Annotated in this window: 22 protein-coding genes and 1 riboswitch; of the genes, 9 read left to right on the plus strand and 13 right to left on the minus strand. The window is 63.8% G+C overall.

Annotated elements, in window-relative coordinates; translation table 11 throughout:
* Positions 1–11 precede the first annotated feature (11 nt).
* Positions 12–2,510 (minus strand): hypothetical protein, encoded by a 2,499-nt coding sequence (locus tag J2R80_RS22995; RefSeq protein ID WP_253639466.1) that lies wholly within the window; start codon positions 2,508–2,510, stop codon positions 12–14.
* Positions 2,511–3,698: 1,188 nt separating this feature from the next.
* Between J2R80_RS22995 and J2R80_RS23000 the strand changes: the two genes are divergently transcribed.
* Complete coding sequence (locus J2R80_RS23000) at positions 3,699–3,992, plus strand: HdeA/HdeB family chaperone (RefSeq protein ID WP_076828386.1); 294 nt, start codon at positions 3,699–3,701, stop codon at positions 3,990–3,992.
* 378 nt (positions 3,993–4,370) lie between these two features.
* Here the strand turns inward: J2R80_RS23000 and J2R80_RS23005 are convergent, their stop codons facing one another.
* A complete protein-coding gene (locus tag J2R80_RS23005) occupies positions 4,371–4,832 on the minus strand; it encodes a PaaI family thioesterase (protein ID WP_076828387.1) in 462 nt (153 codons plus the stop codon).
* Between the two features lie 38 nt (positions 4,833–4,870).
* On the minus strand, positions 4,871–6,346 hold the full coding sequence (locus J2R80_RS23010) for an amidase (RefSeq protein ID WP_200844496.1): 1,476 nt from the start codon (positions 6,344–6,346) through the stop codon (positions 4,871–4,873).
* Between the two features lie 218 nt (positions 6,347–6,564).
* Between J2R80_RS23010 and J2R80_RS23015 the strand changes: the two genes are divergently transcribed.
* The 3 genes from J2R80_RS23015 (at position 6,565) to J2R80_RS23025 (ending at position 7,503) form a co-directional block, all read left to right on the plus strand.
* Complete coding sequence (locus J2R80_RS23015) at positions 6,565–6,696, plus strand: hypothetical protein (protein ID WP_057018364.1); 132 nt, start codon at positions 6,565–6,567, stop codon at positions 6,694–6,696.
* Between the two features lie 176 nt (positions 6,697–6,872).
* Positions 6,873–7,175, plus strand: a complete 303-nt coding sequence (locus J2R80_RS23020) for a hypothetical protein (RefSeq protein WP_076828393.1) — start codon at positions 6,873–6,875, stop codon at positions 7,173–7,175.
* A 97-nt stretch (positions 7,176–7,272) separates the two neighbouring features.
* Positions 7,273–7,503: a hypothetical protein gene (locus J2R80_RS23025; protein ID WP_016848527.1), complete on the plus strand. Its 231-nt coding sequence runs from the start codon at positions 7,273–7,275 to the stop codon at positions 7,501–7,503.
* A gap of 110 nt (positions 7,504–7,613) precedes the next feature.
* Here the strand turns inward: J2R80_RS23025 and J2R80_RS23030 are convergent, their stop codons facing one another.
* Positions 7,614–7,817 carry a hypothetical protein gene (locus J2R80_RS23030; protein WP_076828394.1) on the minus strand — a complete coding sequence of 68 codons (204 nt, stop codon included), beginning with the start codon at positions 7,815–7,817 and terminating at the stop codon, positions 7,614–7,616.
* Positions 7,818–8,779: 962 nt separating this feature from the next.
* Here J2R80_RS23030 and J2R80_RS23035 point away from each other — a divergent pair.
* A complete protein-coding gene (locus J2R80_RS23035) occupies positions 8,780–8,965 on the plus strand; it encodes a hypothetical protein (RefSeq protein WP_253639467.1) in 186 nt (61 codons plus the stop codon).
* 743 nt (positions 8,966–9,708) lie between these two features.
* Here J2R80_RS23035 and J2R80_RS23040 read toward each other — a convergent pair.
* On the minus strand, positions 9,709–9,945 hold the full coding sequence (locus J2R80_RS23040; RefSeq protein ID WP_063790118.1) for a hypothetical protein: 237 nt from the start codon (positions 9,943–9,945) through the stop codon (positions 9,709–9,711).
* Between the two features lie 391 nt (positions 9,946–10,336).
* Positions 10,337–10,645 (minus strand): LuxR C-terminal-related transcriptional regulator, encoded by a 309-nt coding sequence (locus tag J2R80_RS43765; RefSeq protein ID WP_375162606.1) that lies wholly within the window; start codon positions 10,643–10,645, stop codon positions 10,337–10,339.
* Positions 10,646–11,101: 456 nt separating this feature from the next.
* Between J2R80_RS43765 and recA the strand changes: the two genes are divergently transcribed.
* Together recA and J2R80_RS23050 are read left to right on the plus strand one after the other, a co-directional pair.
* Positions 11,102–12,190 carry a recombinase RecA gene (recA, locus tag J2R80_RS23045; protein ID WP_028337774.1) on the plus strand — a complete coding sequence of 363 codons (1,089 nt, stop codon included), beginning with the start codon at positions 11,102–11,104 and terminating at the stop codon, positions 12,188–12,190.
* A 335-nt stretch (positions 12,191–12,525) separates the two neighbouring features.
* Positions 12,526–13,404: a hypothetical protein gene (locus J2R80_RS23050; RefSeq protein ID WP_244558845.1), complete on the plus strand. Its 879-nt coding sequence runs from the start codon at positions 12,526–12,528 to the stop codon at positions 13,402–13,404.
* Between the two features lie 30 nt (positions 13,405–13,434).
* On the opposite strand, the gene J2R80_RS23055 is transcribed toward J2R80_RS23050, so the two are convergent.
* The 4 genes from J2R80_RS23055 to gcvT form a co-directional block, all read right to left on the minus strand.
* On the minus strand, positions 13,435–13,866 hold the full coding sequence (locus tag J2R80_RS23055) for a thioesterase family protein (RefSeq protein ID WP_076828403.1): 432 nt from the start codon (positions 13,864–13,866) through the stop codon (positions 13,435–13,437).
* A gap of 178 nt (positions 13,867–14,044) precedes the next feature.
* Complete coding sequence (gcvP, locus tag J2R80_RS23060) at positions 14,045–16,918, minus strand: aminomethyl-transferring glycine dehydrogenase (protein WP_076828405.1); 2,874 nt, start codon at positions 16,916–16,918, stop codon at positions 14,045–14,047.
* 23 nt (positions 16,919–16,941) lie between these two features.
* Positions 16,942–17,307 carry a glycine cleavage system protein GcvH gene (gene gcvH / locus J2R80_RS23065; protein WP_076828407.1) on the minus strand — a complete coding sequence of 122 codons (366 nt, stop codon included), beginning with the start codon at positions 17,305–17,307 and terminating at the stop codon, positions 16,942–16,944.
* A gap of 19 nt (positions 17,308–17,326) precedes the next feature.
* The gene (gene gcvT / locus J2R80_RS23070) at positions 17,327–18,472 is read right to left on the minus strand and encodes a glycine cleavage system aminomethyltransferase GcvT (RefSeq protein ID WP_076828408.1); all 1,146 of its coding nucleotides are present in this window, start codon (positions 18,470–18,472) and stop codon (positions 17,327–17,329) included.
* A gap of 141 nt (positions 18,473–18,613) precedes the next feature.
* Positions 18,614–18,702, minus strand: a riboswitch (glycine riboswitch).
* A gap of 202 nt (positions 18,703–18,904) precedes the next feature.
* Here gcvT and alaS point away from each other — a divergent pair.
* On the plus strand, positions 18,905–21,592 hold the full coding sequence (alaS, locus tag J2R80_RS23075; RefSeq protein WP_253623723.1) for an alanine--tRNA ligase: 2,688 nt from the start codon (positions 18,905–18,907) through the stop codon (positions 21,590–21,592).
* Positions 21,593–21,603: 11 nt separating this feature from the next.
* On the plus strand, positions 21,604–22,854 hold the full coding sequence (locus J2R80_RS23080) for a cyclic nucleotide-gated ion channel (protein ID WP_141340034.1): 1,251 nt from the start codon (positions 21,604–21,606) through the stop codon (positions 22,852–22,854).
* 92 nt (positions 22,855–22,946) lie between these two features.
* Here the strand turns inward: J2R80_RS23080 and J2R80_RS23085 are convergent, their stop codons facing one another.
* The 3 genes from J2R80_RS23085 to J2R80_RS23095 form a co-directional block, all read right to left on the minus strand.
* The gene (locus tag J2R80_RS23085) at positions 22,947–23,453 is read right to left on the minus strand and encodes a DUF3455 domain-containing protein (protein WP_141340029.1); all 507 of its coding nucleotides are present in this window, start codon (positions 23,451–23,453) and stop codon (positions 22,947–22,949) included.
* 30 nt (positions 23,454–23,483) lie between these two features.
* Positions 23,484–24,698 (minus strand): NADP-dependent isocitrate dehydrogenase, encoded by a 1,215-nt coding sequence (locus J2R80_RS23090; RefSeq protein WP_016848511.1) that lies wholly within the window; start codon positions 24,696–24,698, stop codon positions 23,484–23,486.
* A gap of 227 nt (positions 24,699–24,925) precedes the next feature.
* Entirely contained in the window at positions 24,926–26,653 is a 1,728-nt protein-coding gene (locus tag J2R80_RS23095) for a S9 family peptidase (protein ID WP_246786817.1), read from the minus strand.
* Positions 26,654–26,766: the final 113 nt, after the last annotated feature.

The following is a 26,766-nucleotide window of genomic DNA, read 5'->3' on the forward strand; positions in this document are numbered from 1 at the left end:
CCGCGGGTCGGTTACAGGCTTCTCGCACGAGCGTTCGCGCGCCATCGCTCGGGGAGGCTCTGCGGCGAGGCGGCCGGTTTCCACTGCAGGGACACGACCCAGTTGTCGAAGACCGTGTTGAAGCTCCCGGACTGGTACGAGAAGTTCTCGCCCGCCGGCCAAAAGTAGCCGGCATCGGCTGCGTAGGTGAAGAGCGTCCAGGTATGGGGTTTCTTCCAGAACGCGTTGCCGCCGTCCGGGTCCCCGTCGAGGGCGCTGAAGTCGAGGAAGAGCCAGAGAGGTGCATTCTTGGTGCCGAGGTTCGTATCCGGCGAGTTGAACTGCAGCGCGTTCCAGTAGATCCCAGGTCCGGCTCCGGGATCAGCATCGTCCACGAGCTTCTGCAGCCGCCAATAGAAGCTCGCGTCGCCGGTCATAGTGGTCTCGCCGGTGAACGTGATTAGGCCAGCCTGCGGGCCTGACTGGATGATGCCGCTGATGGAGGTGGTCCCGCTGATTGTTCCGCTCCCTTGTAGCATGCCGCCGGGAGCAGGCGAATCGGTGCCGGTCGCTGCAATGGTGACCGGGCCCGAGACCGTCCCACCGTTCATGAACAGTGTGCCCGACTCGCCGACAACAACCGCGCCGGTCACCGTGCCGGCGACCTCCAGCGTCGCCGCGTAGGATACCAGCACCTCGCCGGCACCCGTTGCTGATCCACCGGTACCGCCGGCAATCAGCGTACCCCCATTGACCCTGATCAGACCGGAAAGCATGCGGCTGCTGTCTGCGCTCAGGGTCAGCGTGCCGGGACCGAAGATCGTCAGGCCCGCCGATCCCTCGATGGCGGCTGCGATCTGCGAACTACCGCCGGTAGCATTGGTGTAGATCAGGCCTTCTGCCGCGCCGAACGAAAGGCTCGCAGTAGCGATGCTGCCGCCGTTCATGATGAGGCCCGCGGCGTCGCCGCTCGCCTGGCTTCCGACCAGAATGCTCGCATCGCCGCCCGTAATCGCCCCGCCGTTCACTTCGAGCGCCGCCACCTGCGGCACACCGCCGCTCTCGACCGCCTGGCTGTCGACGACCTCGTAGACGGCATCGGCCGGAACGTCGTTGATGCTGACATCGGTCGACGACACGGTCGCCGCGCTCGCGAAGCCCTCGGAGGGCGAATAGGTCAGGAACTTGCCCGAGCTGGCCGCGTCGTCGTCCTCTCCGAGAATGTAGGGAGCGACGATCCCGTTCATGACGATGGGCAGGTTTGCTCCCGTTCCTGCCACGAACACCTGTTGCGTCAGCCCAAGCTGGGCCATGCCGCCGCCCGGCACGATAACAAGAGTTCCGCCGGAGTTGCGGACAATGTTCGTCAGGGTACCGTCGTCATTGCCCCCGATTACGACGCGATAGTTGCCGCTTCCGGAAAGCTGCAAGGCGCCTCCCGTAGAGCCGATGACGAACGTCGCCAGAGATCCCGAGGCGATCTGCACATCGACCGTCGCGCCGTCCGAACGAAGCTCGAGTATTCCGCCGTTCGTCACCGTCACCCTGAAGCTGCCAAATGGTGTGCCGGATGTCCGGGTACTTGCCAGCGTCCCAGCGCCTACGGTGTTGTGTCCTATCAGCTGGTTCGTGTTGGTGAGCAGGAGCGTGCCTTCGCCGTATTTGTGGAGGCCGCCCAGCCCGGAGATCGGCGCGACGACGGTCAGCGTGCCGCCGTTCGTGTTGATGACCTTAGGCTGGTTGATCGTCCAAGTGCTGGGTTCATATCCGGATGTCGAGGGCAGCGCCGACGGCGAGATCGCCCAAGCTTGCCCCTGCCAGAGCACGGCGTAGACGCCCCACCCGGTGAGCGCGTCGGTGACGACCTGGCTGTAGTCTTCGGAGGGTAGCGGCAGATTTTCCAGCGTCCATCCGCTGGGCATTTGCGCGATCTGGACGGTCTGCGGATTGCTAGACGGGAGGTTGGGTACGTTCTCGAACGAGGCGGGGAAAGCGTTGTTGATGGTGATCGTGCCACCCGTCAGGTTCACCGTGAGCGGCGCGAGGACGTGGCCGCCGTTATTTTCCACGTATCCCTTCGTCGTCTGGGAAACGGAATACCAGCCAACCGCGAAATTGGCCAAGACGATCGTCTGCGGACTCTCGGACACGTTCGGGGCCAACTGATCGGCGAGCCACGCGAGGCCCGGATTGGAAGTGCTCGTCAAATTATAAAGATCAGGCCCGATTCCGCAGGCCGACAGATAGTCGGCCATCCCGCTCGTCATGCCGTCCACGAAGCTGCCGCTCTCGCTCGACGTCCGCATCAAGCCCGCGACCACCCTTTCCAGGTTGATCGCCACGGGGTCGTCCTCGCCGTTGTAGACCACAGGAGCAACCTGCGTGAAGCCGTTTGCCGACAGCCAGTAAAGGCCCATGACCATCGACGTCGGGCCGCAATAGGCTTCACCGTCCCCCGGCAGGCTCTGCCCGAAGGGCCCGAAATCGGTCTGGATGATCGAAGGCGTGCTCTTGATGGGGTCTTTCCACATGGGGCTGGTCCACTCCTGTCCGACAAAGGCCACGGTACGCGCTTGACCCGCAGGTTAATGTCCCGTTAATTGCGGGACACAACTTATGAATACTTCAGCGAGTCGATACACTCCAAGAGTGTAGAGCGGAATCTTGAAAGTACGCAAGCTGGGTCTCCAGCTTGGCCGGCAGGGACGGCTTAGGAGTTCAAGCGCGGGCGCCGAGCGGCAGCATGTTCATCGTGAGTGGCGCATATCTGCCACCAGCGGCCGATGTCCTGCGGCAGAGCCTGATACCAGGTGGTGTCGCGGCCGGTCCGTGTAACGCGAACGTCTACTTCTGAGGCGTGCTGCGAATCCTGGAAGTGGCACCTTTGAGATATGGCGACCGGATCTGAAGACGTCCGTTCATTGGGGTAGACCGGAAGTACCCGACTGATTGCTAAAACGGCGCCTTTGACCCGAAGCGGACTATCAATGTTTGACGCGCTCGATAGCTAGCGACTGGAGAAGCGAGATGTCGCTCATTTTATGCCTACTCGCCATTGTGCTAATCGGCATTGCCGGATGGGGTTTCATGTCCGTCATGAGCGAGCTGGGAAAGTGGTATCCCCAAGAGCCGGTGGATACGATTTCCCGCAGGTTCGAGGTTGATGGCTTCGTCTGGAGCTCCCGCGCTCCGCGGGCACTGCGCCGCCGGTTTGTTGTGACACAGGCGTGCGCAATCCCTGCGTTTCTGTGCTTGGCGGCACTTGTTTGGCTGAATGAGACAAGCCCTAATGTCCGTGTCTGGGGGACGATAGCATTCTGTTCTATGTCACTTTTCCTTGCCGGCTCTCTTACCTGGAAGGTCATTCGGCGCGGAGTGTGATCGCGCCATTTTTGAACCGCAGGACTGGTATTGGGCCCTGAGCGGACATTCACCACGGCATCGCCGGTATCGGCTTTTGAGAGCGACACCGACCTCGCTATCCCCGCTCGCATACACTGGATTCTCGACTACACGCCCTGTTCTCATCACGCTTTAGCGCGGGCGCCGTCGCAAATCAGAAACACGAATTCTCAAGCCGTGCAGCGAAACGATGTGCGGGCTGATCCGCGCGATGCAGTGCTTGCGTTCGATGTAACGCATCGCTTACGAGGTCGCGGACGGAGCCGCCGGGCTTCCGGCGACCGGTTCATTCCAAATCATTGCCCAAGGAGATTGCGATGAAGATCACTGCCTCGATCATGCTTGCCGCCGCGCTCGCGCTGTTGTCGGCACCAGCCAGCGCCACCGTCCTCGATCTCTCGACCATGACCTGCAAACAGTTCGTCGACGGTGGCGACGACACCATCAAAATGGTGCTGGTCTGGATGGACGGCTGGTATAAGGGCGACTCCGACGAGGCGATCATCGACACCGACGTGTTCACCGAGAACGCCAAGAAGTTCGGCACCTATTGCGGAAAGAATCCGACCGTCAGCATCGTCAACGCGGCGGAGGCCGTGCTCGGCAAGTAAATCTTGCAGCGTGGTTGGTCTGAACCTTCATTGTGAGACGCGCGGTACGCGCGTCTCTGTACGATGCTTCGCATCGCCAGGCGAACCGTGAGGCCGGGCTGGTAACCTCATCCTTCGAGACGCCTGCTGCGCAAGCTCCTCAGGATGACGGGATTGAAGGCGGGACAACATGTCCGACGTCGTCCCTGCGAAAGCAGGGACCCATAACCACAGGGTTTAATTGTTGAGGAAGGCTGTGGCCGCAGCCCTGCGCAACAATGGTCTTCGGTGGTTATGGGTCCCGGCTTTCGCCGGGACGACACTGAATGTTTGGCGCCGCTCCTCGGTCATACATTCACATCCTTCAGGATGAGATAGACCGGCCATGATGCGAGAGGCCTATCCCGGCAGCATCGCGAACGCGCTCGACACCATCGCCACCGGCTTGTTGTCGGTGGCAGAAGATAGCGTGACGCGACCGAAGCTCATGGTGCGGCCGAGCCGGACCACGCGAGCGTCGGCCAGCACGTCGGACGCCGTCACCGCGCGCATGAAATGCGTGGTCTGGTCGACCGTCGTCATCGGCCGGTAGCCCTTGTTGGCCGCGAGGTTGGCGAGCACCATTGCGGTGTCGGCGAACGCCATCAAGGCCTGGCCGCAGACGATGCCGCCATTGCGGCACAACCGCTCGGAAAACGGCATGCGCAGGATGGCGCCGGGCTGCCAGTCGGCATCGCCGGCAGGCGGCGTGATGTCGAACTGCTCGATCGACAGATTGAGGTCCTGCACCCATGGCGCAAAGACGTCGCCGAGCACGCGTTTCGCGTCGTCGATCCCGAATTCCCCGGCTTGCTGCTGCATGACGTCCCGTTCCCTCTGTTGATGCTATCTATCTTGTTCTAGTTGCGCGTGACATGCACGGCCGGCGTGTTGCCCGCATTCCACTTGCCGTCGATCGCCCGTTCGATCTGGGCGGCGAGCTGCAGCAACAGCCCGTCATTCGCTTGCTTTCCGATCGCCTGAATGCCGAGCGGCAGGCCGTGCTCGTTGGTCGCGAGCGGCAGCGAGATCGCGGGGATGCCGCAGAGATTGGCGAGCGGCGTGAAGGCGAAGTTGCGCCAGAGATTGCCGAACCAGTCCAGCACCGACGGATTGTCGCTGATGGTGAGATATTCCGTGGTGCCGACCTTCGGCGTCGGCAGTGCCGTGATCGGCGTCAGGATGATGTCCCAGTCCTCGAAGAAGGCGCCGAAGCCGCGCGAGGTGGTGTTGAAGACGGCCTGCATGCGTGCGCGATCGGCGAAGCTGAAGTCGCGGCCATGCTCCCAGATGCGGATGTTGATCGGCTCGATCAGCTCCGCCGGCGGCCGCTCCAGCCCGCGCGCGGCGAGCATGTTGCCGATCACGACGGCGAAATTGCTGATGTAGCAGGTGGTCTGCGCCGCGAAGGCTTCCCGATAGTCGATCGCCGGCAGTGCATAATCGACTTGATGGCCGAAGCCTTCGAGGAAACGTCCGACCCGCTCGAGCTCGGCTGTGATGTGCGGCGTCGCGCGATAGTCGCCCCATGTGTGCGACAGCGCGATTCTGAGCCGGCCGGGATCACGCGCGATCATCGCGGCATATGGCTCGGGCGAGGTCCAGAACGGCATGAACTCGCCGGGCGCAGGTCCCCGGCAGGCATCGACGAAGCCAGCGGTGTCGCGCACCGTGCGCGACTGGCAGCCCTGGATCGAGACCAGCCCGGTGAGATCGGACAGATGCGGCGCGAGCGAGAACACGCCGCGCGAGACTTTCAGGCCGATATTGCCGTTGACCCCGGCGGGAATGCGGATCGAGCCGCCGCCGTCGGTCGCATGCGCGATCGGCACCGCACCGGCGGCGACCATCGCCGCGCTGCCTGCCGACGAGCCGCAGGTGGTGTAGTCGGTGTTCCAGGGATTGCGCGTGACATAGACCGCGGGATTTTCCGCCGAGCTGCAGACCCCGAACTCCGGCGTCGTGGTGCGGCCGATCAAATTGAGCCCGGCCCTGCGCATCTTCGCGGTCAGGAAGGTATCCGCCGCGGCGCGATTGCCGCGCATCATCAGCGAGCCCATCTCCTGCAGCCGTCCCTTCAGGGTCGGGCCGAGGTCCTTCATCAGGAAGGGCAGGCCGGCGAACGGGCCGTCGAGGTCGGCGCCGTCGCGCGCCGGATCGGCGATCACATCGTCGAACAGCTCGACGACGCCGCAGAGCGCGGGATCGACCTTGGTGACGGCGCTGGCTGCCTGCGACGCCAGCTCACGGGGCGTCAGCTCGCCGGACCTGACGCGCTCCGCGAGCGCCGTCCCGTCGTGCTGCGTCCACTCGTCCCAGCTCATCGCCAAAGTCATTTGATCGATTCCTTTTCTGCTTTGTTGCGCAGTGTAATTTGCGCGGCCGCCCGGTCAAACCAGTGCGCGCCGGCAGCCCGTCCGACGCGCGCTTGCGCTCCGACGCGCACTGCGCTGCGCTCCGACGCGCACTGCGCTGCGCTACAAGCGCCGTGTCCGGCTTGAAAATGCCCCAGTTTCGGCGCCCAGTCGCCTGCTCGCGAGTGGTGGGGGCGTACATGTTCCGCAGGTTGGTGGTGCTCGGCGGCGTGATTGCGATCGGACTTGCGCTCAGCGGTTGCACGCGCTGCGGTCCGATCTGGGACGACTGGATGCAGTCGCCGAAATCCTGCAAGTCAGACCATCTCTAAGGGCATGATCCGGAAAAGTGGAAACCGGTTTTCCGAAAAAGATCATGCTCAAACAAAGAGATGAGAACATGATGCGATTCCGCGGAAACGCATCATGTTCGGGGCCGGGGCAGGCGCGCTTGGCGGCGGCTTTCTTGCGGTGATATACCGCCGACGAAAACGCAGGGAGTGTTCTTATGAGAGTTTTGAGCGCAGTTGCGGTTGCGGTGCTGTTGTCGGCGCCGGCCTATGCGCAGATGCCGAACGTCAACCTGATGCCTGAGGTCAAGACCAGGACCCAGGAGGAGAAGGAGCAGGACGCGGTCAGGGACAAGGCCTACAAGGACTCGCTCAGCAAGATTCCCGATGCCAAGGGATCGTCCGATCCCTGGGGCGTCGTGCGCAGCGATCCGCCGAAAGCGGCCGCCCATCCCGCCAAGCCGAAGACCAAGACCGGAAGCTCGGCGCAGCCGGGAAGCGCCGCGCCGCGCAGCCAGTAACGCCCATTCGGGGCGACGTCGTCCGTCTCCCGCAGACTCGGATTCTCCCGCCGCCGCCCCTATATTGGGGTGTCGTCAGTTGGTCCGGAGTTGCGGCATGGTGTCTCGTCCGCGCGATCTCGCCAGCCGGATGGCCGAGCGGCGAAAGCCGGACGACGGCTATCTGCGCGAGACCTTCAGCCTGCCACGCGATCAGGCCCGCGTGAGGGCGCGTGACTTTCTCAAGCGCTACCCGAAGGCGGCCTATATGAGCGCCGTCGAGAGCTGGCGCGAGCTTCCCGGCGGCGACATCGAGTTCACGATGCGGCGGCTGGCCAGCGCGGATTGAAGCGTTTTCGAGCGAAGCGGGCGCCGGTTCGTGTGTTCTAATTTTAATTAGAACCGAAGCTCTGCAGGCCAGCGCGTCAGGGCACCGGGGCGTGCACGATAGACTGTGCCTCAGTCCCCATTGCTGCCGCGGGTCCGTTCCCGCCCCAGATTGTTCAGCTCGCGATCGATCCGCAGCTGCACGCGGCGGATCGCCAGAAGATCGAGCTTTGCTTCGGTCTTGCCCGTGAAGACGCGATCGCCGATCTGGAAGCGCCACGTCCAGACGCCGGCCATCAGCTGAGTGACGCTGAACTCGATGCCCCTGTGGATCATCTGTATCGGTTCCGCGAAGGAAGGGCGGTCGTCGATATTTAAACCATTAGTTGTAGTAATGATTAGCGCCCGTAAAAAGATCGTGTGAAAGGCCGCGCCCGTTCGGGCCGTCGTTGTGGATTCCGGAAAGGATTCGTCCGCCGGCAGCGTCGCCACGGAACGGTCGCCAGCCATGTTGCCTGCCCAGCGCCGCCCAATTCGCGTTGCTTGGAGCAGGCCAATGTTACGAACACTGGCGGAACCCGAGTCTTCCCGTCGAACGCTACGGAGTTTTTCCAGGGCTCAGGAGGGGTACGAAGGTAGTATGCAGATTGTGCCAAGCCGTTATCGGACGCCGTCGCGCCTGTCAGGTTAACTTGTTGATTATCAGGGGAACTTCGGGCGCAAGGCGCGTCGCATGGCCGGAACTTTGTTCTTGGCCGGAGAACTACGGAATTTTAAACGGCCCCAACAGGGGGCCGCCAACCCGTCCCGGAGGCGGGTTTTCCTCCAGCAGTCGGGGGGCTACCTGTCTGGCTGGGGGCCCCCAAATAAGGGCACTGCCGGGTCAATTGTTCCAGTAAACATTCCGCGAGAACAGATCGCGACCCGCAGGAAATTATGGGGCCAGAACATCTGAGGGCCTTCTCAATAGTCCTACCGAGAACATCGGCTAGCCCTTGGTTACGCCGGGGTTAAAGCCAAGCCGGCCACTCGAAAAATCAAAGCTGTCGCGCGCCATGGAAAACTGCCCCCTCGGCGCCATGGAGGTTCTAGCTTGAGGTGGGGGCGTCCAGAATCTTTCCCTACCCCACGGGCGCTCCTCGGCCTCAGCCTCCCTGTCGGGGTGCTGGGGCCGTTTGTTTATGTAGAATCCAGTTTGGCTGGGGCCGCAACACTCGGAGCCCCTGCCCAGTAGCGGCGCGGTGAGGCGGTCTCAGCGTTCGTTCCAACGCGCTGGGGCCGTTTCTTCAGGACACCTGATGCCGGCGCACTTCTCCGGCCGCCATGTTGAGAACTGGGATGTGATCGGCGGCCAGCTGTCGCCGAATGAGGCTAACAGCCCATCCCTCCGGGATTGCATCCAGCACTCGGTCAACGGCTTCTTCGCGCGAGGTCGCGGCGAGCCAGATTTGGACCTCGCCGTCATCGGTCGTCACTCGGACTAGATGAACCTCGGTCGCCTGTTGCATGAGCAATAAAAGCGGCATCGAGGGAATCGTTTCAAAAATCTTCGCTTAAGTTAAGCCTGGAACCGCAATTAGGGCGCTATCGCTGACATGCCTACTTTAATGCGGACACGAAGACCGTGGCGCAAGCTCTCTGTATGTTCAGGCTCAGTCACCACGACGGCGTCGAGTACGGCTTCATGGCGTTCGCGGCGATATCGTTCGTAGCGCTCATCGTAGGCATAGGCGCCCTGTTTATGTGATGAGCCTGTCATCTCATGGATGATCCAACCGCCTTGGCCTCGGCGTGTACCCCCTCGCTGGGGCCGTTCTTTGGGCCAAGAAAAATCCCGGCTCGCGCCGGGCTTCATAGTTCAAGCTGACCTGCGAGATAGCGCCGCTTCTCGACTGCCGCGATGTCGAGAGCCTTTCAGCACCTCATTCACGCGACCGGATTCACGTCATATGTCGCAGCGATTCGACGGGAAGGGCCCGTAATGAAAGAGGCCGCCAAGTGAGGCGGCCGCTTTCTCACATGAATATTGCAATCGCAGCGATAGCAATGGGGCACAGCCCCAGCACCACAATGCTCGCTCTAAAAAGTAGGTCACTGGTCATGACACAACCTCTGCGTGAGGTTGGAATCTAACTCGGGATGACCACCAAAACAAAGTGCAGTTTGTGCCACGCTAGGAAATTAATCGTGCGCTAGATGAGAATAGGCCGTCAACTGAGGTGGCCCTTTACTCTCCCAGCTCTCTGCGGATTCGGTCGCGGTGCTGAACGTGCAAAACCTGGCATGAGTAGAAGTTATCCAGAAGCTTCTTCGCTTCCGCTAGATCGTGCCCGTGATTGGCAAGGTGCTCGATCAGTCCCTCTTGCTCGGCAATGTGTCGTTCGCCTTGGGCAATATGCCGCTCGGCTTGCTCCAGATGGCGAAGCTGCATCTCGCGGTGCGCTATTGTGGAATGGTTCGGCATGGCCGCGCTCCCTTCCTATGCAGGCGGGAGCGCTGTTGGTCTCTCAGCCACCGACGCCTACGGGCAAAGCCTTGGCCGGTGATGATGATATCGTATCACGTTCCGTTGCCCCCGGTTCGTTCTCTCAAGATTAAATTCCCTGATCTCGGTCAAAGGCGGGACGGGGATAGAACATCCGATGGGTCGCCTCGGTAGTCCTACTGAGAACACCGGCCAAGCTACGGTTTCCGTTCGCTTAATCCGAACATTCAAACTAGGATACGGGGACTTAAATACGGCCAGTACCGATCTGTTGGTACTGGCCGAAAACCGCTGTCCCGTTTTTGCGAAATACGCACTATTGAGCGGCCCCAGCAACTTTGGGGGCTGTAGGGGCCGTTGCTGGGGCCATCTACCGGGCGGCCCGATGCACCGAGCCAGGTTTGCGAAAGACTACTGTAGGCCAACTAGCCAATCTTTCCGCCGCGTCCACGATCTGAGCTTGAGAGTGGATGTGGAGCTTCCTGAGTAAGCGAAGGCGCTGGACCGATATTTGCGCTTCTGTTCCGCCGATCTGCGTGGCGATCTGAGTATCACGCCGCCCGAGAGCCATGCGCCTCAGGAGTTTCTTTTCACGCGGGCTCAGTATCAGCGCCGTCACGGCGCGAACATTGCAATACCGACGATGATGAGTGGACTTAGTCCGAACAGGACAATGCACGCGCTTATAAGTATGTCACTGCCCATGACACAACTCCTGCGTTGGAGCTGGAACTTACACCCGCCGGCAATAAGTTGTGTAGTGCAGTTTGTGCCATTGGGCTGGCACGCTCCATTCACCAACGGAGAACCCCGGTAACGCTTCTCCCTTGTGGAGGGAGAACACTTGGCGGACCATAACGATTGCTAAAGCCAGAACATCCGATGGGCGACTCAGTAGTCCTACCGAGAACATCGGCCAACCCTTGGTTGCCACAGGATTAAATCCAAACTAGGCCACTCGAAATTTCAAAGCAGGCCACTAAGGATGGAAACAGGCCAGTACCGATCTGCTCGAAAGAACATATTGCGAACATAGAACAAACGTGGTACGAGGTTCCAATCAACAACGCATTCCGCCCGATCTCTTCGCCCGTTTTCCCGCTAGCGAATCCCCGCCATAAGGAGCACATCCCAAATGTCCGCCACCGCACTGCGTATCGTCGAAGGATCCTCCATGGACAAGTCCAAGGCCCTCTCAGCCGCGCTCTCCCAGATCGAGCGCCAGTTCGGCAAGGGCTCGGTGATGAAGCTCGGCAAGAACGACCGTTCGATGGATGTCGAGACGGTGTCGTCGGGGTCGCTCGGGCTCGATATCGCGCTCGGCGTCGGCGGCCTGCCGAAGGGGCGCATCGTCGAAATCTACGGGCCGGAATCGTCGGGCAAGACCACGCTGGCGCTGCACACGGTGGCGGAAGGCCAGAAGAAGGGCGGCATCTGCGCCTTCATCGACGCTGAACACGCGCTCGACCCGGTCTATGCGCGCAAGCTCGGCGTCAACATCGACGAGCTCTTGATCTCGCAGCCGGACACCGGCGAGCAGGCACTCGAGATCGCCGACACGCTGGTGCGCTCCGGCGCGGTCGACGTGCTGGTGATCGATTCGGTCGCGGCTCTGGTGCCGAAGGCCGAGCTCGAGGGCGAGATGGGCGATGCGCTGCCGGGTCTGCAGGCCCGCCTGATGAGCCAGGCGCTGCGCAAGCTCACCGCCTCGATCAACAAGTCGAACACGATGGTGATCTTCATCAACCAGATCCGCATGAAGATCGGTGTGATGTACGGTTCGCCGGAGACCACCACCGGCGGCAACGCGCTGAAGTTCTATGCCTCGGTCCGCCTCGACATCCGCCGCATCGGCGCGATCAAGGAGCGCGACGAGGTGGTCGGCAACACCACCCGCGTCAAGGTGGTGAAGAACAAGCTGGCGCCGCCCTTCAAGCAGGTCGAGTTCGACATCATGTATGGCGAGGGCGTTTCCAAGATGGGCGAGATCCTCGACCTCGGCGTCAAGGCCGGCATCGTCGAGAAGTCCGGCGCCTGGTTCTCCTATGACAGCCAGCGGCTCGGCCAGGGTCGCGAGAATTCCAAGGCATTCCTGAAGTCGAATCCCGACATCACCGCCAAGATCGAAGCCGCGATCCGGCAGAACTCCGGCCTGATCTCCGAGCAGATCCTCGCCGGCACGCCCGAACGCGACGCCGAGGGCGAGGAGCCGACCGAAGAGTAAGCCTCCAGCATGATCCGGAAAAGTGCGAAGCGGTTTTCCCTCGCGACAAACGCGAAGCGTTTGTCCGGAGATCATGCTCAAATCATCACATGACTTCGCTGCAAGCGGGCGCTGAGGACGTTGGGTTGCCGACGTCTTCGGCGCCCGTTTGGTTTTGTGTGTCTTTTGTAAAGCAGTTGATCCTCAGCTTGCGGTGCTGATGCCATCGCGCGTAGCCGGAGAGCATCGTGACAAGTCTGATCCTGGCGACAAGTGAACTCGCGAGCTATCGCCCGAGGTAGGCGGGAAGGGCGGACATCGTCGTCGGGTTGAGGCCGCGCTTCGTTTGGGGGAAAATGCCCTCGTCGGATGACCTCACGACCCTGCTGGAACCGCGTTCCGCAAAGCATGTCGATTTCGACACGCACTGGCTCGACTTCGCCAGTTCAAGATGGACCGGCTCGATCGGTCGGGACATTGGGCTTGTCGAGTTGTGCGAGCGTTGCGATAGCGTCGAGCTATGGGCTGATCCCCAGCCGAATGACCAGTTGGTGCTGGCCTGGTTGCTCGACGTGCTCCGCCCGCACCGCCACATCGTAGCGAAGCTCAAGCTGGTCCAGACCGATGTCGAGATCGGCGGGTACCGAGGCGAGAGCTTGGCGAAATGGCGGTTGCCTGCACTTGCGGTGACCGATGATCGGCTGGAATTGGCCGGTCGCGCCTGGACTGCCTATCGCGCTCCGACGCCCGAGCCCTGTTTCGACCTTCTCATGCAGGATCTGTCGGCCATCCCGCAGCTCCGCGCGGCACTGATTGCGTTGCTCGAGGAGCTACCCGGGCAAGACACCGGCCTCGGCGCGTCCGAACTGCGGATGCTGGATCTCGTCGCCGACGGCGAGACAAGCCCACAGGTCCTTTCAAGCGAGCTGAACAGGGAACGCGGCGTGTTCGATTTTCAGGAAGCGGAGCTGATCCTGGACCGGCTCGCCTATTGTCCATCACCGGTCCTGACCGGATTCCCCGCGGAGATCGAAGCGCCCGACGATCTGAAGGCCCGAAACAACCGACTCCTGCACAGTCGGCTGTCGCTCACCGATTTCGGCCAGGAAGTGTCGGATCGCGAGCTCGACTTCAGCCAATACAACACGATCCATCGCTGGTGGGGCGGCACCGAACTGACCAATGAGCGGCTGTGGCGCTGGGACGCCGAAAGCCGGGCCTTGGTTGCCCCGTAAGCCTGATCCGCACCTGTGTGCGCAATCAGCCTATGCCAGCGTCTTCTCCCGGCTTGCGATCAGTGCCCGCAAATCCTCGGTCACCGCGACCGACTGATGGGTCTTCTGATCGGTCGCGACCCAGATGATCTCGCCGGTGGCGCGCAAATCATCGGAGCCTTTGGCGAAGATCGCGAGCGCAAGATTGATCGAGGAGCGGCCGATCTTGGCGACCCGCACGCAGACCTCGATGTCCTCGTCGAACCGGATCGGCGCCTTGTACTCGACGACCGATTTGACAGTGTGGAAGTCGATGCCGGTCCGCGCCACCTCGCCGAGATAGTCGTAGCCGAGCGCGCGGAAATATTCGGTGATCGCGGTGTCGAAATAGGTGAGGTAGTGCGCGTTGAACACCACGGCCTGCGCGTCGACCTCCGAATAGCGGACGCGAAACGGGAAATGGAACCAGAATTCCTCGCGCATGTTTCCTCCTGCCGCGGGCCGGACCATTCCGTCATTCCGGGGCGCGACGCAGTCGCGAATCCGGAATCCGGAAGTCGTGGATCGAGATTCCGGGTTCTCGCTTCGCGAGCCCCGGAATGACACCGAGTGAATCACGCGTCAGAGACGCAGCACGACGTAGCTGCAACAATGGTGCGCTTTACTCCGCCGCCTGCGCATAATCCTCGACCGGCGGGCACGAGCACACCAGATTGCGGTCGCCATAGACGTTGTCGACGCGGCCGACCGGGCTCCAGTATTTGTCCGAGCGCGACACGCCGGCCGGGAAGCAGCCCTCGGCGCGGGTGTAGGCCCGGTTCCAGACATCGTCGGCGATGTCGTGCACGGTATGCGGCGCGTGGCGCAGGGGCGAGGCCTCGACCTTCCAGCGGCCCTTCTCGATCTCCGCGATTTCGTCGCGGATCGCGATCATGGCGTCGCAGAACCGGTCGATCTCGAACTTCGATTCCGATTCCGTCGGTTCGATCATCAGCGTGCCCGCCACCGGGAAGCTCATGGTCGGCGCGTGGAAGCCGTAGTCGATCAGGCGTTTTGCGATGTCGTCGACGGTGACGCCGCTGGTCGTCTTCAGCGGCCGCGGATCGACGATGCACTCATGCGCAACGCGGCCGCGCTCGTTGCGGTACAGCACCGGAAAGTGCGGCTTCAGCCGTGCGGCGATGTAGTTGGCGTTGAGGATCGCGATCTCGGTGGCGCGCGTCAGACCTTCGCCGCCCATCATCAGGATGTAGATGTAGGAGATGGTCAGGATCGACGCCGAGCCAAACGGCGCGGCCGACACCGGGCCGATGGCGTGCGCAGTTGCCCCGTCGGTTGCGGGATGGCCCGGCAGATAGGGCGCAAGATGCGCCTTCACGCCGATCGGGCCCATGCCGGGGCCGCCGCCGCCATGCGGAATGCAGAAGGTCTTGTGCAAATTGAGATGGCTGACATCGGCGCCGTAATCGCCGGGCCGCGACAGTCCGACCTGCGCGTTCATGTTGGCGCCGTCGAGATAGACCTGGCCGCCATGGGCATGCACGATGTCGCAGATCTCGCGGATATGCTCCTCGAACACGCCGTGGGTCGACGGATAGGTGATCATGACCGCGGCAAGGTTGGCGGAGTGCTTCTCCGCCTTGGCGCGAAGATCATTGACGTCGACGTCGCCGCGCGCATCGCACGCGACGACCACGACCTCCATGCCGACCATCGCAGCCGAGGCCGGATTGGTGCCGTGCGCGGAGGAGGGGATCAGGCACACCTTGCGGTGCGGCTCGCCGCGCGCGAGGTGATAGCCTCGGATCGCCAGCAATCCGGCATATTCGCCCTGCGCGCCGGAGTTCGGCTGCAGCGAGACCGCGTCATAGCCGGTGATGTCGCACAGCCATTGCTCCAGCCGCTTGAACAGCGCGTGATAGCCCTTGGCCTGATCCGCGGGCGCGAACGGATGCAGATTGCCGAACGCCGGCCAGGTCAGCGGGATCATCTCCGTGGTGGCGTTGAGCTTCATCGTGCAGGAGCCGAGCGGGATCATCGCGCGGTCGAGCGCGAGGTCACGATCGCTGAGCTTGCGCATGTAGCGCAGCAGCTCGGTCTCGGAACGATGCGTGTTGAATACCGGATGGCTGAGGAAGGCGCTGGTGCGCCGCAGCTCCTTCGGCAGCGCCTCGTGCGCACCGGCCTCGATCTCGGCATAGCTGAGCTTGCCGCCGAACACGCGCCACACCGCCTCGACCGTCTCCGGCGTCGAGGTCTCGTCGAGCGCGATGCCGAGCGTGGTCGCGCCGATGCGCAGATTGATCCGCTCCGCCTGCGCGCGGGTGACGAGCTCGATCTGCTTGCTACCAGCCTCGACGGTTACGGTATCGAAGAACGCTTCGCTGGTCGGCGCGAAGCCGAGCTTGCGCAGGCCGGCCGCGAGCACGGTGGCGCGGCGATGCACGCTGCGTGCGATATGGGTCAGGCCCTCGGGACCGTGATAGACCGCATACATCGAGGCGATCACGGCGAGCAGCACCTGCGCGGTGCAGATGTTCGAGGTCGCCTTCTCGCGGCGGATATGCTGCTCGCGGGTCTGCAGCGCGAGGCGATAGGCGGGCTGCCCACGCGAATCCACCGAGAGGCCGACGATGCGGCCGGGCAGCGAGCGCTTCAGCGTGTCGCGCACCGCCATATAGGCGGCGTGCGGTCCGCCATACCCCATCGGCACGCCGAACCGCTGCGCCGAGCCGATCGCGATGTCGGCGCCGAGCTCGCCGGGCGAGGCGAGCAGCGTCAGCGACAGCAGGTCCGCCGCGACGATCGCAAGCGCGCCCTTGGCGCGCAGCGACGCGATGGCAGGCTTGAGGTCGCGTACCGCGCCCGATGTGCCCGGATATTGCAGCAGCGCACCGAGCACATCGGCGTTGTCGAGCTCGGTCAAGGGATCGCCGACCACCAGCGCCCAGCCCAGCGGCGCGGCGCGCGTGCGCATTACCGCCAGCGTCTGCGGATGCACCTCCTTGTCGACGAAGAACACCTTCGCCTTGACCTGCGAGTGCCGCTCGGCGAGCGCCATCGCTTCCGCCGCTGCCGTCGCCTCGTCGAGCAGCGAGGCGTTGGCGACGTCGAGCCCGGTGAGATCGCAAATCATGGTCTGGAAGTTGAACAGCGCCTCGAGCCGGCCCTGGCTGATCTCCGGCTGGTACGGCGTATAGGCGGTGTACCAGGCCGGGTTCTCCAGAATGTTGCGCTGGATCACGGCGGGCAGGATGGTGCCGGAATAGCCCTGGCCGATCAGCGAGGTGAACACCTGGTTCTGCGCGGCGAGCTCGCCCATATGCGCGAGCGCCTCGGTCTCGCTCAGCGCCCGGCCGAGATCGAGCGGCGCCTTCTGCCGGATCGACGCCGGCAGCGTCTCGTTCATCAGCGCCTGCAGGCTCGCGGCGCCGACCGTCTCCAGCATCGCGTTGACGTCGCGCGGCGACGGTCCGATGTGGCGGCGGACGAAATCGGTGGCGGCTTCGTTGATCGGCTTGAAGGGCGCGTTCATGACGTGATCCTCGGAGTGATCCTTTAGGCGGTGTGCGCGGCGTAGGCGGCCTCGTCCATCAGGCCGCCGAGCTCGCCCTTGTCGGCAATCTTCAGCTTGAAGAACCAGGCCTTGCCGCCGGCGTCGGAATTGACCAGCGCGGGCTCGGCGGCGAGCGCGTCGTTGACCTCGACCACCTCGCCGGAGATCGGCGCGTAAACGTCGGAGGCGGCCTTGACGGATTCGACGACAGCGGCGGCCTCGGCCTGCTTCAGGCTGCGGCCGACCTTGGGCAGTTCGACGAACACGACGTCGCCGAGCTGCGACTGCGCATAGTCGGTGATCCCGATTGTGGCGACGTCGCCCTCGATGCGGAGCCATTCGTGGTCGGACGTGTACAGCGTCGTCATGGGGTCGATCCTTTGGCGTTCAGCGTTTGTAGGTATTGGGGACGAAGGGCGTAGCGGCGACTTTCAGCGGCAGCCGCTGGCCGCGCACTTCGGCGAAAACGGTGGTGCCGACGGCGGAAAGGGCCGTGGGCAGGTAGCCCATCGCAACCGGCGCATTGAGGCTCGGGCCGAAGCCGCCCGAGGTCACCTTGCCGATCTGCTCGGTCGAGCCGGCATCGGCGAACAGCGCGGCGCCTTCGCGCACCGGTGCGCGGCCGTCAGGCTTCAGGCCGACCCGTCGGCGCGCAGCGCCATCTGCGAATTGCGCGAGAATTTTGTCGGCGCCGGAGAAGCCGCCGGCGCGGGCGCCGCCGCTGCGGCGAACCTTCTGCACCGACCATTCCAGCGCGCCTTCGACCGGCGTCGTCGTGGTGTCGATGTCATGGCCATAGAGGCACAGCCCGGCTTCGAGCCGCAGGCTGTCGCGCGCGCCGAGCCCGATCGGCAACACGTCGGGATTGTCGAGCAGCGCGGTGACCAGGGCTTCCACCTTGTCTGCGGGCACGGAAATCTCAAAGCCGTCCTCGCCGGTATAGCCGGAGCGCGAGACGAAGCAGTCGACGTCACTGAGCCGGCGCGGACCGGCATCCATGAATTTCATCGAACCGACATCTGCACAAAGTTTCGCCAACGCCGATTCCGCTTTCGGGCCCTGCAGCGCGATCAGCGCGCGGTCGGCCAGCGAGATGATCTCGCAGGCGTCGGAGAGATTCGCGCGCAGATGCGCCTCGTCCTCGGCCTTGCAAGCGGCGTTGACCACCAGGAACAGGTGATCGCCGAAATTCGCCACCATCAGGTCGTCGAGCAGGCCACCGTCATTATTGGTGAATTGCGCGTAGCGCTGCCGTCCCGGCGCGATGCCGACGATGTCCTGCGGCACCAGTTTTTCCAGTGCGAGCGCGGCATCCGCGACCTTGCCGGATTTGGCCTTCAGCACGAGCTGGCCCATGTGCGACACATCGAACAGGCCGGCTTCCTTGCGGGTGTGCAGGTGCTCCTTCAGCACGCCAGCCGCGTATTGCACCGGCATGTCATAGCCGGCGAACGGCACCATCTTGGCGCCCCGCGCAAGGTGCAGCGCGTGCAGCGGGGTCTGTTTCAGCGGGGAGGTTTCGCGCGCAAGCATCACAGGGCCCTCGCGGTTCCCGCCGGGGACCTATTTCCCCTTGAGAAACCTGCAGAAAGCCCCATCTGTCGCTGTGCCTGAGAGTATTATCCCGTCGGCGGACGCATCGGGGCGAACCCCAGCGTCTCTTTCCAGATGTCAGACGTCACGCGGTCCTTTTGCCTGAGAGTTTCCGGGGCGGTTGCTCCTTCGGCGCCGGCGGTAAGGCCGGTCTCTCCCGACGTGACTAGGTATAGGTAGGTAGAAAACACGGCGCCACCAAGACTGTCAACGCAGCTGCAGCAACTATCCAATGGGCTTTGTGCTGCCGCGGCAAGCCCATGATCCGCCTGCACAGTTTCTGGACACCGCAGCTGGCAATGTCTAAAAGCGTTCGGCCGGAAAATGACGCCTTTTTGCGGCTGGCCGGCCACTTTTTCCGATTGGATGAACATGAGCAGCGTCAACGACATCAGGTCGACATTTCTGAACTACTTCAAGGCGAACGGGCACGAGATCGTGGCCTCGTCGCCGCTGGTGCCGCGCAACGACCCGACCTTGATGTTCAACAATGCCGGCATGGTGCAGTTCAAGAACGTCTTCACCGGGATCGAGAAGCGTCCCTATCAGCGTGCCACCACGGCGCAGAAATGCGTGCGCGCCGGCGGCAAGCACAACGACCTCGACAATGTCGGCTACACCGCGCGCCATCTCACCTTCTTCGAGATGCTCGGCAACTTCTCGTTCGGCGATTACTTCAAGGAGCGCGCGATCGAGCTGGCCTGGAACCTGATCACGAAGGAGTTCGGGCTGAAGAAGGACAAGCTGCTCGTCACCGTCTACCACGACGACGACGAGGCGGCGGGCCACTGGAAGAAGATCGCCGGCTTCTCGGATGACCGCATCATACGGATCGCGACCTCGGACAATTTCTGGGCGATGGGCGATACCGGCCCGTGCGGGCCGTGCTCCGAAATCTTCATCGATCGCGGCGAGCACATCTGGGGCGGTCCGCCGGGCACGCCTGAGGAGGACGGCGACCGCTTCCTGGAGTTCTGGAACCTGGTGTTCATGCAGTACGAGCAGGTGACGAAGGAGGAGCGCGTGGCGCTGCCGCGTCCCTCGATCGATACCGGCATGGGCCTGGAGCGCATGGCGTCGATCTTGCAGGGCGTCGAAAGCGTGTTCGAGAGCGACCTGTTCCGCAACCTGATCGATGCGGCATCGTCGGCGCTCGGCCATGGGCCGAACGCGCGGAACGTGGCGTCGTACCGGGTGATCGCGGACCATCTGCGTTCGTCGGCTTTCCTGATCGCCGATGGCGTGCTGCCGTCGAACGAGGGCCGCGGCTATGTGCTGCGCCGGATCATGCGCCGCGCGATGCGCCATGCGCAGCTGCTCGGCGCGAGCGAGCCGCTGATGCATCGGCTGGTCTGGGCGCTGGTCCGCGAGATGGGCCAGGCTTATCCGGACTTAGTGCGCGCTGAGAAGCTGATCGAGGAGACGCTGCGGCTGGAAGAGACGCGGTTCCGCAAGACCCTGGTGCGCGGATTGTCGCTGCTCGACGAGAAGAGCGCCGGCCTCAAGAAGGGCGACATGTTCGACGGCGACACCGCCTTCACCCTGTACGACACCTTTGGTTTCCCGCTGGACCTGACCCAGGACGCGTTGAAGTCGCGCGGTATCAGCGTCGACCAGGCGGCGTTCACCGACGCGATGGAGCGCCAGCGCATCAAGGCGCGTGCGTCCTGGGCGGGCTCCGGCGAGGCGGCGAGCGAAGCGATCTGGTTCCCGCTGCGCGAGAAGCTCGGCGCGACCGAGTTTCTGGGCTACGAGACCGAGAGCGCGGAAGGCGCGGTGACGGCGCTGATCAAGGACGGCGCCGAAGTCGCGAGCCTCAAGGCCGGCGAGAGCGGCGCGATCGTCTTGAACCAGACGCCGTTCTACGGCGAGTCCGGCGGCCAGGTCGGCGACACCGGCGTGCTGACCGGGGAGGGCGTTAAGTTCCGCGTCACCGACACGCAGAAGAAGGCCGGCGATCTCTTTGTGCATCTCGGCACGGTGGAGCAGGGCACGCTCGGTGTCGGCACCGCATTACAGCTCGAGGTCGACCACACCAGGCGCTCGTCGATCCGCGCCAACCATTCGGCGACGCATCTGTTGCACGAGGCGCTCCGCCAGGTGCTCGGCGATCACATCGCGCAGCGCGGCTCGCTGGTGACGCCGGACCGGCTGCGCTTCGACTTCGTGCATCCGAAGCAGATCACGCCGGAAGAGCTCGCCCGGATCGAGGACATCGCCAACGATGTCGTGCTGGAGAATGACGAGGTCACGACCCGGGTCATGGGCGTCGACGATGCCCGCGAGGCCGGCGCCCGCGCGCTGTTCGGCGAGAAATACGGCGACGAGGTTCGCGTCGTGTCGATGGGCAAGGGCGCCCGCGATCACGGCCAGAACGCGCTTGGCTGGTCGGTCGAGCTCTGCGGCGGCACCCATGTCCGCCGCACCGGTGACATCGGCATGATTTCCGTGACCAGCGAGGGCGCGGTCGCGTCCGGCGTGCGCCGTATCGAGGCGCTGACCGGGCATCATGCGCGCAAGCACGCCAACGACACCATCGCGCTGGCCAAGACCGCGGCGCTGGAGCTGCGCACCACGATCGACGACGTGCCGGCGCGCATCACAGCTCTGATGGAAGAGCGCAAGAAGCTCGAGCGCGATTTGTCCGACGCCCGCAAGAAGCTCGCGATGGGCGGCGGCGGTGCGTCGAACGGCGCCGCCTCAGCCGTTCGCGAGGTCGGCAATGTCAAGCTGCTGGCGCGCGCGGTCGAGGGCGTCGAGACCAAGGATCTCAAGAGTCTCGTCGACGACGGCAAGAAGCAGATCGGCTCGGGCGTGGTCGCGATCGTTGGCGTCACCGAGGACGGCAAGGCCGGCATCGTGGTCGGCGTCACTGCCGATCTGACCGCGCGGTTCAACGCGGTCGAGCTCGTGCGCAAGGGCTCCGAGGTGCTCGGCGGCAAGGGCGGCGGCGGCCGGCCCGACATGGCGCAGGCCGGCGGGCCCGACGGCGCCAAGGCCGACGCCGCGCTGTCGGCGATCGAACAGGCCATGACCCAACAGGCATCGGCTGGCGCCTGACGGAGAGGCTGATCGTGGCGACGGCTCCGCTTAAGCCCACGATCGGCGATCCCGGGCTGCGCGACCGTCTCTACGAGCTGCTCGAACGCGATGATCTGCCGCATTCGGGCGGCTTGCGCTTTGCCCGGGTCATCGTCGCCATCATCGCCGTCGATGTGCTGGCGGCGATCCTGGCCTCCGTGCCCGAGATCGACGCGCAGTTCGGCTGGCTGCTGACGACCATCGAGATCGCGGCGGTCATCGCCTTCGCGCTGGAATATGCCGCGCGGCTCTGGAGCGTGGTCGGCCACTCGCTGCGCGACATGACGCCGGCGCGGGCGCGGCTGGAATACGCCTTCTCGGCGCTCGGCGTGATCGACCTGCTGGCCTTCCTGCCGTCGGCCGTCGCGCTTGCGACCGGCGACAAGACCGCGCTGGTGCTGTTCGGCATGCTGCCGTTCCTCAAGCTGGTGCGCTATTCGACCGCGATGCGCTCGCTGCTGGCGGCGCTACATGCCGAGCGGCGCACGCTGTTCGGCTGCGTGGTGATCCTGACCGGCGCCGTGCTGCTGTTTGCCTCGCTGCTCTATGCCATCGAGCACAGGGTGCAGCCGGACAAGTTCGGCACCATGCCGCAGGCGATGTGGTGGGCGATCGTGACGCTCGGCACCGTCGGTTACGGCGACGTCGTCCCGATTACGCCGCTCGGCCGGACCGTCACGGTGGTCGCGATCGTGGTCGGCTTCGCGATGATCGCGCTGCCGGTCGCGATCATCTCGACCGCGTTCGCCGACGAGGTCCGGCGCCGCGACTTCGTCGTGACCTGGGGCATGCTGGCGCGGGTGCCGCTGTTCTCACATCTTGGCGCTGCCGATATTTCCGACATCATGCGCTTGCTGCGGTCGCAGACCATCGAGGCCGGCGAGGTCTTGGTGCGGCGCGGCGATGCGGCGTCATCGATGTATTTCATCACCGCGGGCGAGGTCGAGATCGACCTGCCGAGCCAGCTTGTGCGGCTTTCCGACGGCGCGTTCTTCGGCGAGATCGCGCTGCTGCGGCGGACCAGCCGCTCCGGCACGGTGACGGCGGCGCGCAAGACCAAGCTCCTGGTGCTCGATGCGCAGGACTTCCATGCCCTGATCGAGCGCATGCCGGCGCTCGCCGCGCATGTCCGGGAGACCGCCGAGGCGCGGCTTGCCGACCCGATCGCGGCCGGCGGCGACCTTGCCGCCGCAGAGATCGCCCAGGCGCCGCGCGAAATCGACGGCGGCATCCGCGACTAGAACCTCATTCCGATTGAATCGGAACGAGGCCTCGATTCTTCGTTTGGCGCGTTTTCTGCACGCGAACCGGTATCCACTTCGCTCGAAAACGCTTAGTCCCGTCGCAGGAACACGTAATCCGCCGAGTAGGCCGCTCCCTTCAGCGCGCCTGATTTGTCGCAAGCGCCGCTGAGCTCGCCGCCCGAGGTGTTGATCCGCTGCACGGTTGCGACGCCGGAGAAGAGGCCGTTGCCGCGATGGGCGATCACCTCGAGCTTCAGCCAGGGAATATCGGCGGCGGTGGCGCCGGGTGTGCTGCCGGCGGTGCGGGCGGTCACGACGCTGCCGTCGACATGCTCCCAGTTCGGACCCGCATAATGCCGGCCGACCGTGCGGCCGTCGGCGATCAGGGTGGCGATCGGTTCGCGGAACGACCAGGCGAGCTTGCCGTCGGTGACCGGCTTGCACTCATAGACCTGCACGCCCTCGGCATGGACGGTGAGGATCTTGGACTCGCCAGGCGCCGCGACGGCGTCGGGCAGGGGATCGGCAGCGAATGCCGCCGACGTGGTGAGCGAGAACGATGCGAGCACGACGGCTCTGACAAGGGCCACGGTCATGCTCGCACCTGTCTTCCCAGGATGACGGCCTCAGGCCGCGATCGCCTTCACGAGGTTGTCGGATACCTTGTCGAGGAATCCGGTGGTCGAGAGCCAGCGCTGGTCGGCGCCGACCAGGAGCGCGAGGTCCTTGGTCATGTAGCCCTCTTCGACGGTCGCGACGCAGACCTTCTCCAGGGTGGTGGCGAACTTTGCCAGCGCCTCGTTGTTGTCGAGCTTGGCGCGATGGGCGAGGCCACGGGTCCAGGCGAAGATCGACGCGATCGAGTTGGTCGAGGTCTCCTTGCCCTTCTGGTGCTCGCGGTAGTGGCGGGTCACGGTACCGTGCGCGGCCTCGGCTTCCACGGTCTTGCCGTCCGGGGTGAGCAGCACCGAGGTCATCAGGCCGAGCGAGCCGTAGCCCTGGGCCACGGTGTCGGACTGCACGTCGCCGTCATAGTTCTTGCAGGCCCAGACATAGCCGCCGGACCATTTTAGCGCCGAGGCCACCATGTCGTCGATCAGGCGGTGCTCGTAGGTCAGGCCCTTGGCGTCGAATTCCTTCTTGAACTCGCGGTCGAAGACGTCCTGGAAGATGTCCTTGAAGCGGCCGTCATAGACCTTCAGAATCGTGTTCTTGGTCGACAGATAGACCGGGTAGTTGCGCATCAGGCCGTAATTGAACGAGGCGCGGGCGAAATCGGTGATGGAGTCGTCGAGATTGTACATCTCCATCGCGACGCCGGCGCCGGGCGCCTTGAACACTTCCTTCTCGATCACGGTGCCGTCCTCGCCGACGAACTTCAGCGACAGCGTGCCCTTGCCGGGGAACTTGATGTCGGTGGCGCGGTACTGGTCGCCATAGGCATGGCGGCCGATGATGATCGGCTTGGTCCAGCCGGGAACCAGGCGCGGCACGTTCTTGCAGATGATCGGCTCGCGGAAGATGCAGCCGCCGAGGATGTTGCGGATGGTGCCGTTCGGCGACTTCCACATCTGCTTCAGGCCGAACTCCTTCACCCGGGCCTCGTCGGGGGTGATGGTGGCGCATTTGACGCCGACGCCGACCTTCTTGATGGCTTCGGCGGCGTCGATGGTCACCTGGTCGTTGGTCTCATCGCGGTATTCCATGCCCAGATCGAAATAGAGCAGTTCGACATCCAGGAACGGGTTGATCAGCTTGTCCTTGATGTACTGCCAGATGATCCGGGTCATCTCGTCGCCATCGAGTTCGACGACGGGGTTGGATACCTTGATTTTTGCCATGACGGGGAGGCCCTCTTGGGAACGGCGCGCTTTTGACGGCGGGGGTGGAAAATACGCCTGCGCTATAGCACCGCCCGGGGGCGGGCGGAAGCGGAGGGGTTATGCACTTTCAGCCCATCTTTTCACCGAGAACCGCCACTCTGGACGGACCAGAATAGCGCCTCTCGGCCCTTGTTCTTGACGGGTTTTCTTCACGCGAACCGGTGCCCGCTTCGCTTGAAAACCCTCTAAAACGCCGCCTGCGTCGCGGTCCCGGCCACGATGTACCAGGTCACGAACAGGCCCGCGATCAGGGCCCCCGGCAGGCTCGATCCGGTCCGCCGCCAGGTGAAGGTCGCGATCACGGCGACGATCGCGAGCAGGGGCACGAACTGGATCGCGACGATGGTCGAGAGCGGCACGAAACCGGGGTCCGGGACCGGGTTGAACAGCTTCCCCGTCAGCCACAGCGTGCCGTATTGCAGCACCAACAACACGATGAAACCGAACGTCAGCACCAGGATGTTGGTCAGGTACAGCGCCCCGCGCGGCGCATCCATGGTCGAGAAATTCCGGTGCAGCACGTGCAGCGCCACGACGAAAAACGCCGTGAACGGAATCAGATAGATCAGGAAGATGAGGAATTGCTTCGCGCTCATCAACTTGAGTGCGACGATCCAGAAGCGGAAGTCGATCTTGAAGGCGAGGTCGGCAAGCCACAGCGCGGCGTAGCCGACCGCGACCGAAGCCAGCGCGATCACGATGGATTGACCGACGAGGCCGGCCCGGGTGGTGCGCCTTGGGGCGAAGGGCATCAGCGCCAGCGTGATCAGGCCGTTGATGATGGCCCAGACCAGGATCTGGTTGGTGATGCCCTGCGGCAGGAATGCGCTGGGGGCCACGAAGGTGCCGCCCAGCGCGAAGGCCGGATAATAGGTCAGCGCCGGGATGAAGGCGGACAGGATGAACGCCGTGGTCCAGCGCCGGCCCTTGGCAGCCTCATGCGGCGGCATGGTGCCGTCGGCAACCGCCGGCAGCCGGAGGCGGGAGAACGTCTTGGCTTCCAGCAGCCCGTCGAACGTCCCGATGACAAGGGCAATGAAACCGATGAGGGCGATGAGCGTGCCGATCTCCTTGCGGAACCAGATCTGATCGTCGACCGGGCGCGGGGTGCCGCCCTTCAACGTCTTGGCGAACCAGTCCAGGCTGTAGCCGATCGTTTCATGCGAGATGTGCTCCGCCGGATGGGTCATCGCCGGGGTGTACAGCGCCCGCGCGGTGCCGTTGGCTGGATCGCCATAGACCTTGCCCGGCTCGACCGCGCCTTGGGTGCCGAACAGCGCCCAGAGCTTTGGGCTCGTGGTGACGTCGCGGGCCAGCTGGACGCCCCACATCAGGTCGGGGAATTCCTCATACTGGGCGAACACCAGCGCGGTGTTGCGCGGCCACGACGTGGTGCCCTCGGCCGCGAACGGCTTGCCGGTGGACGAGCCCTCCAGCACCATCGACTTGTAGTCGTTGGGCTGAGCTGCGGCGGCCGCCAGCACGGTCCAGCCGCCCATCGAATGGCCCTCGAGCCCGATATTCTCCTTGTCGACGAATTGGAGGCTGCGGAGATAGGCAAGGCCGTCAGGTCCGCCAAAACCGTTGGCGAAGGAGGGCGGGTCGCTGTAGCCATGGCCGGTCTGGTCGAGCGCCAGCACGACATAGCCACGGCGGGCGAACTCGATGGCGAAGCCGTCCTGGGTCTCGCGAGAATTGATGTAGCCGTGAACGGCGAGGATGCCGGGCGCCGGAATTTGCGCGGTCGCGTTCGGCGGGACATAGAGCAGGGCACTCATGGTGTTGCCCTTGGCGCCCTTGAACCTGACATCCTCGATCCGGATGCCGCCTGCGGTCTGCGTGAGGTGGGCGAGCAGGCCCCCCGCCACGATCAAGATCAGGCCCACAATCGCCAGCGTCCATCTGCCCCGCATCGTCGTCCCCCCAATGTGCTTTGACCCAAGTGCTTCGACCTAAAGTGCTTCGGTCCAAAGTGCCTCGCCGTTCAACCGGCGTCTCAAGCGTGCCTTTACAGCTTCGCTTTGGT

The organism is Bradyrhizobium sp. USDA 4541 (assembly GCF_024171085.1).
GTDB classification, from domain to species: domain Bacteria; phylum Pseudomonadota; class Alphaproteobacteria; order Rhizobiales; family Xanthobacteraceae; genus Bradyrhizobium; species Bradyrhizobium australafricanum.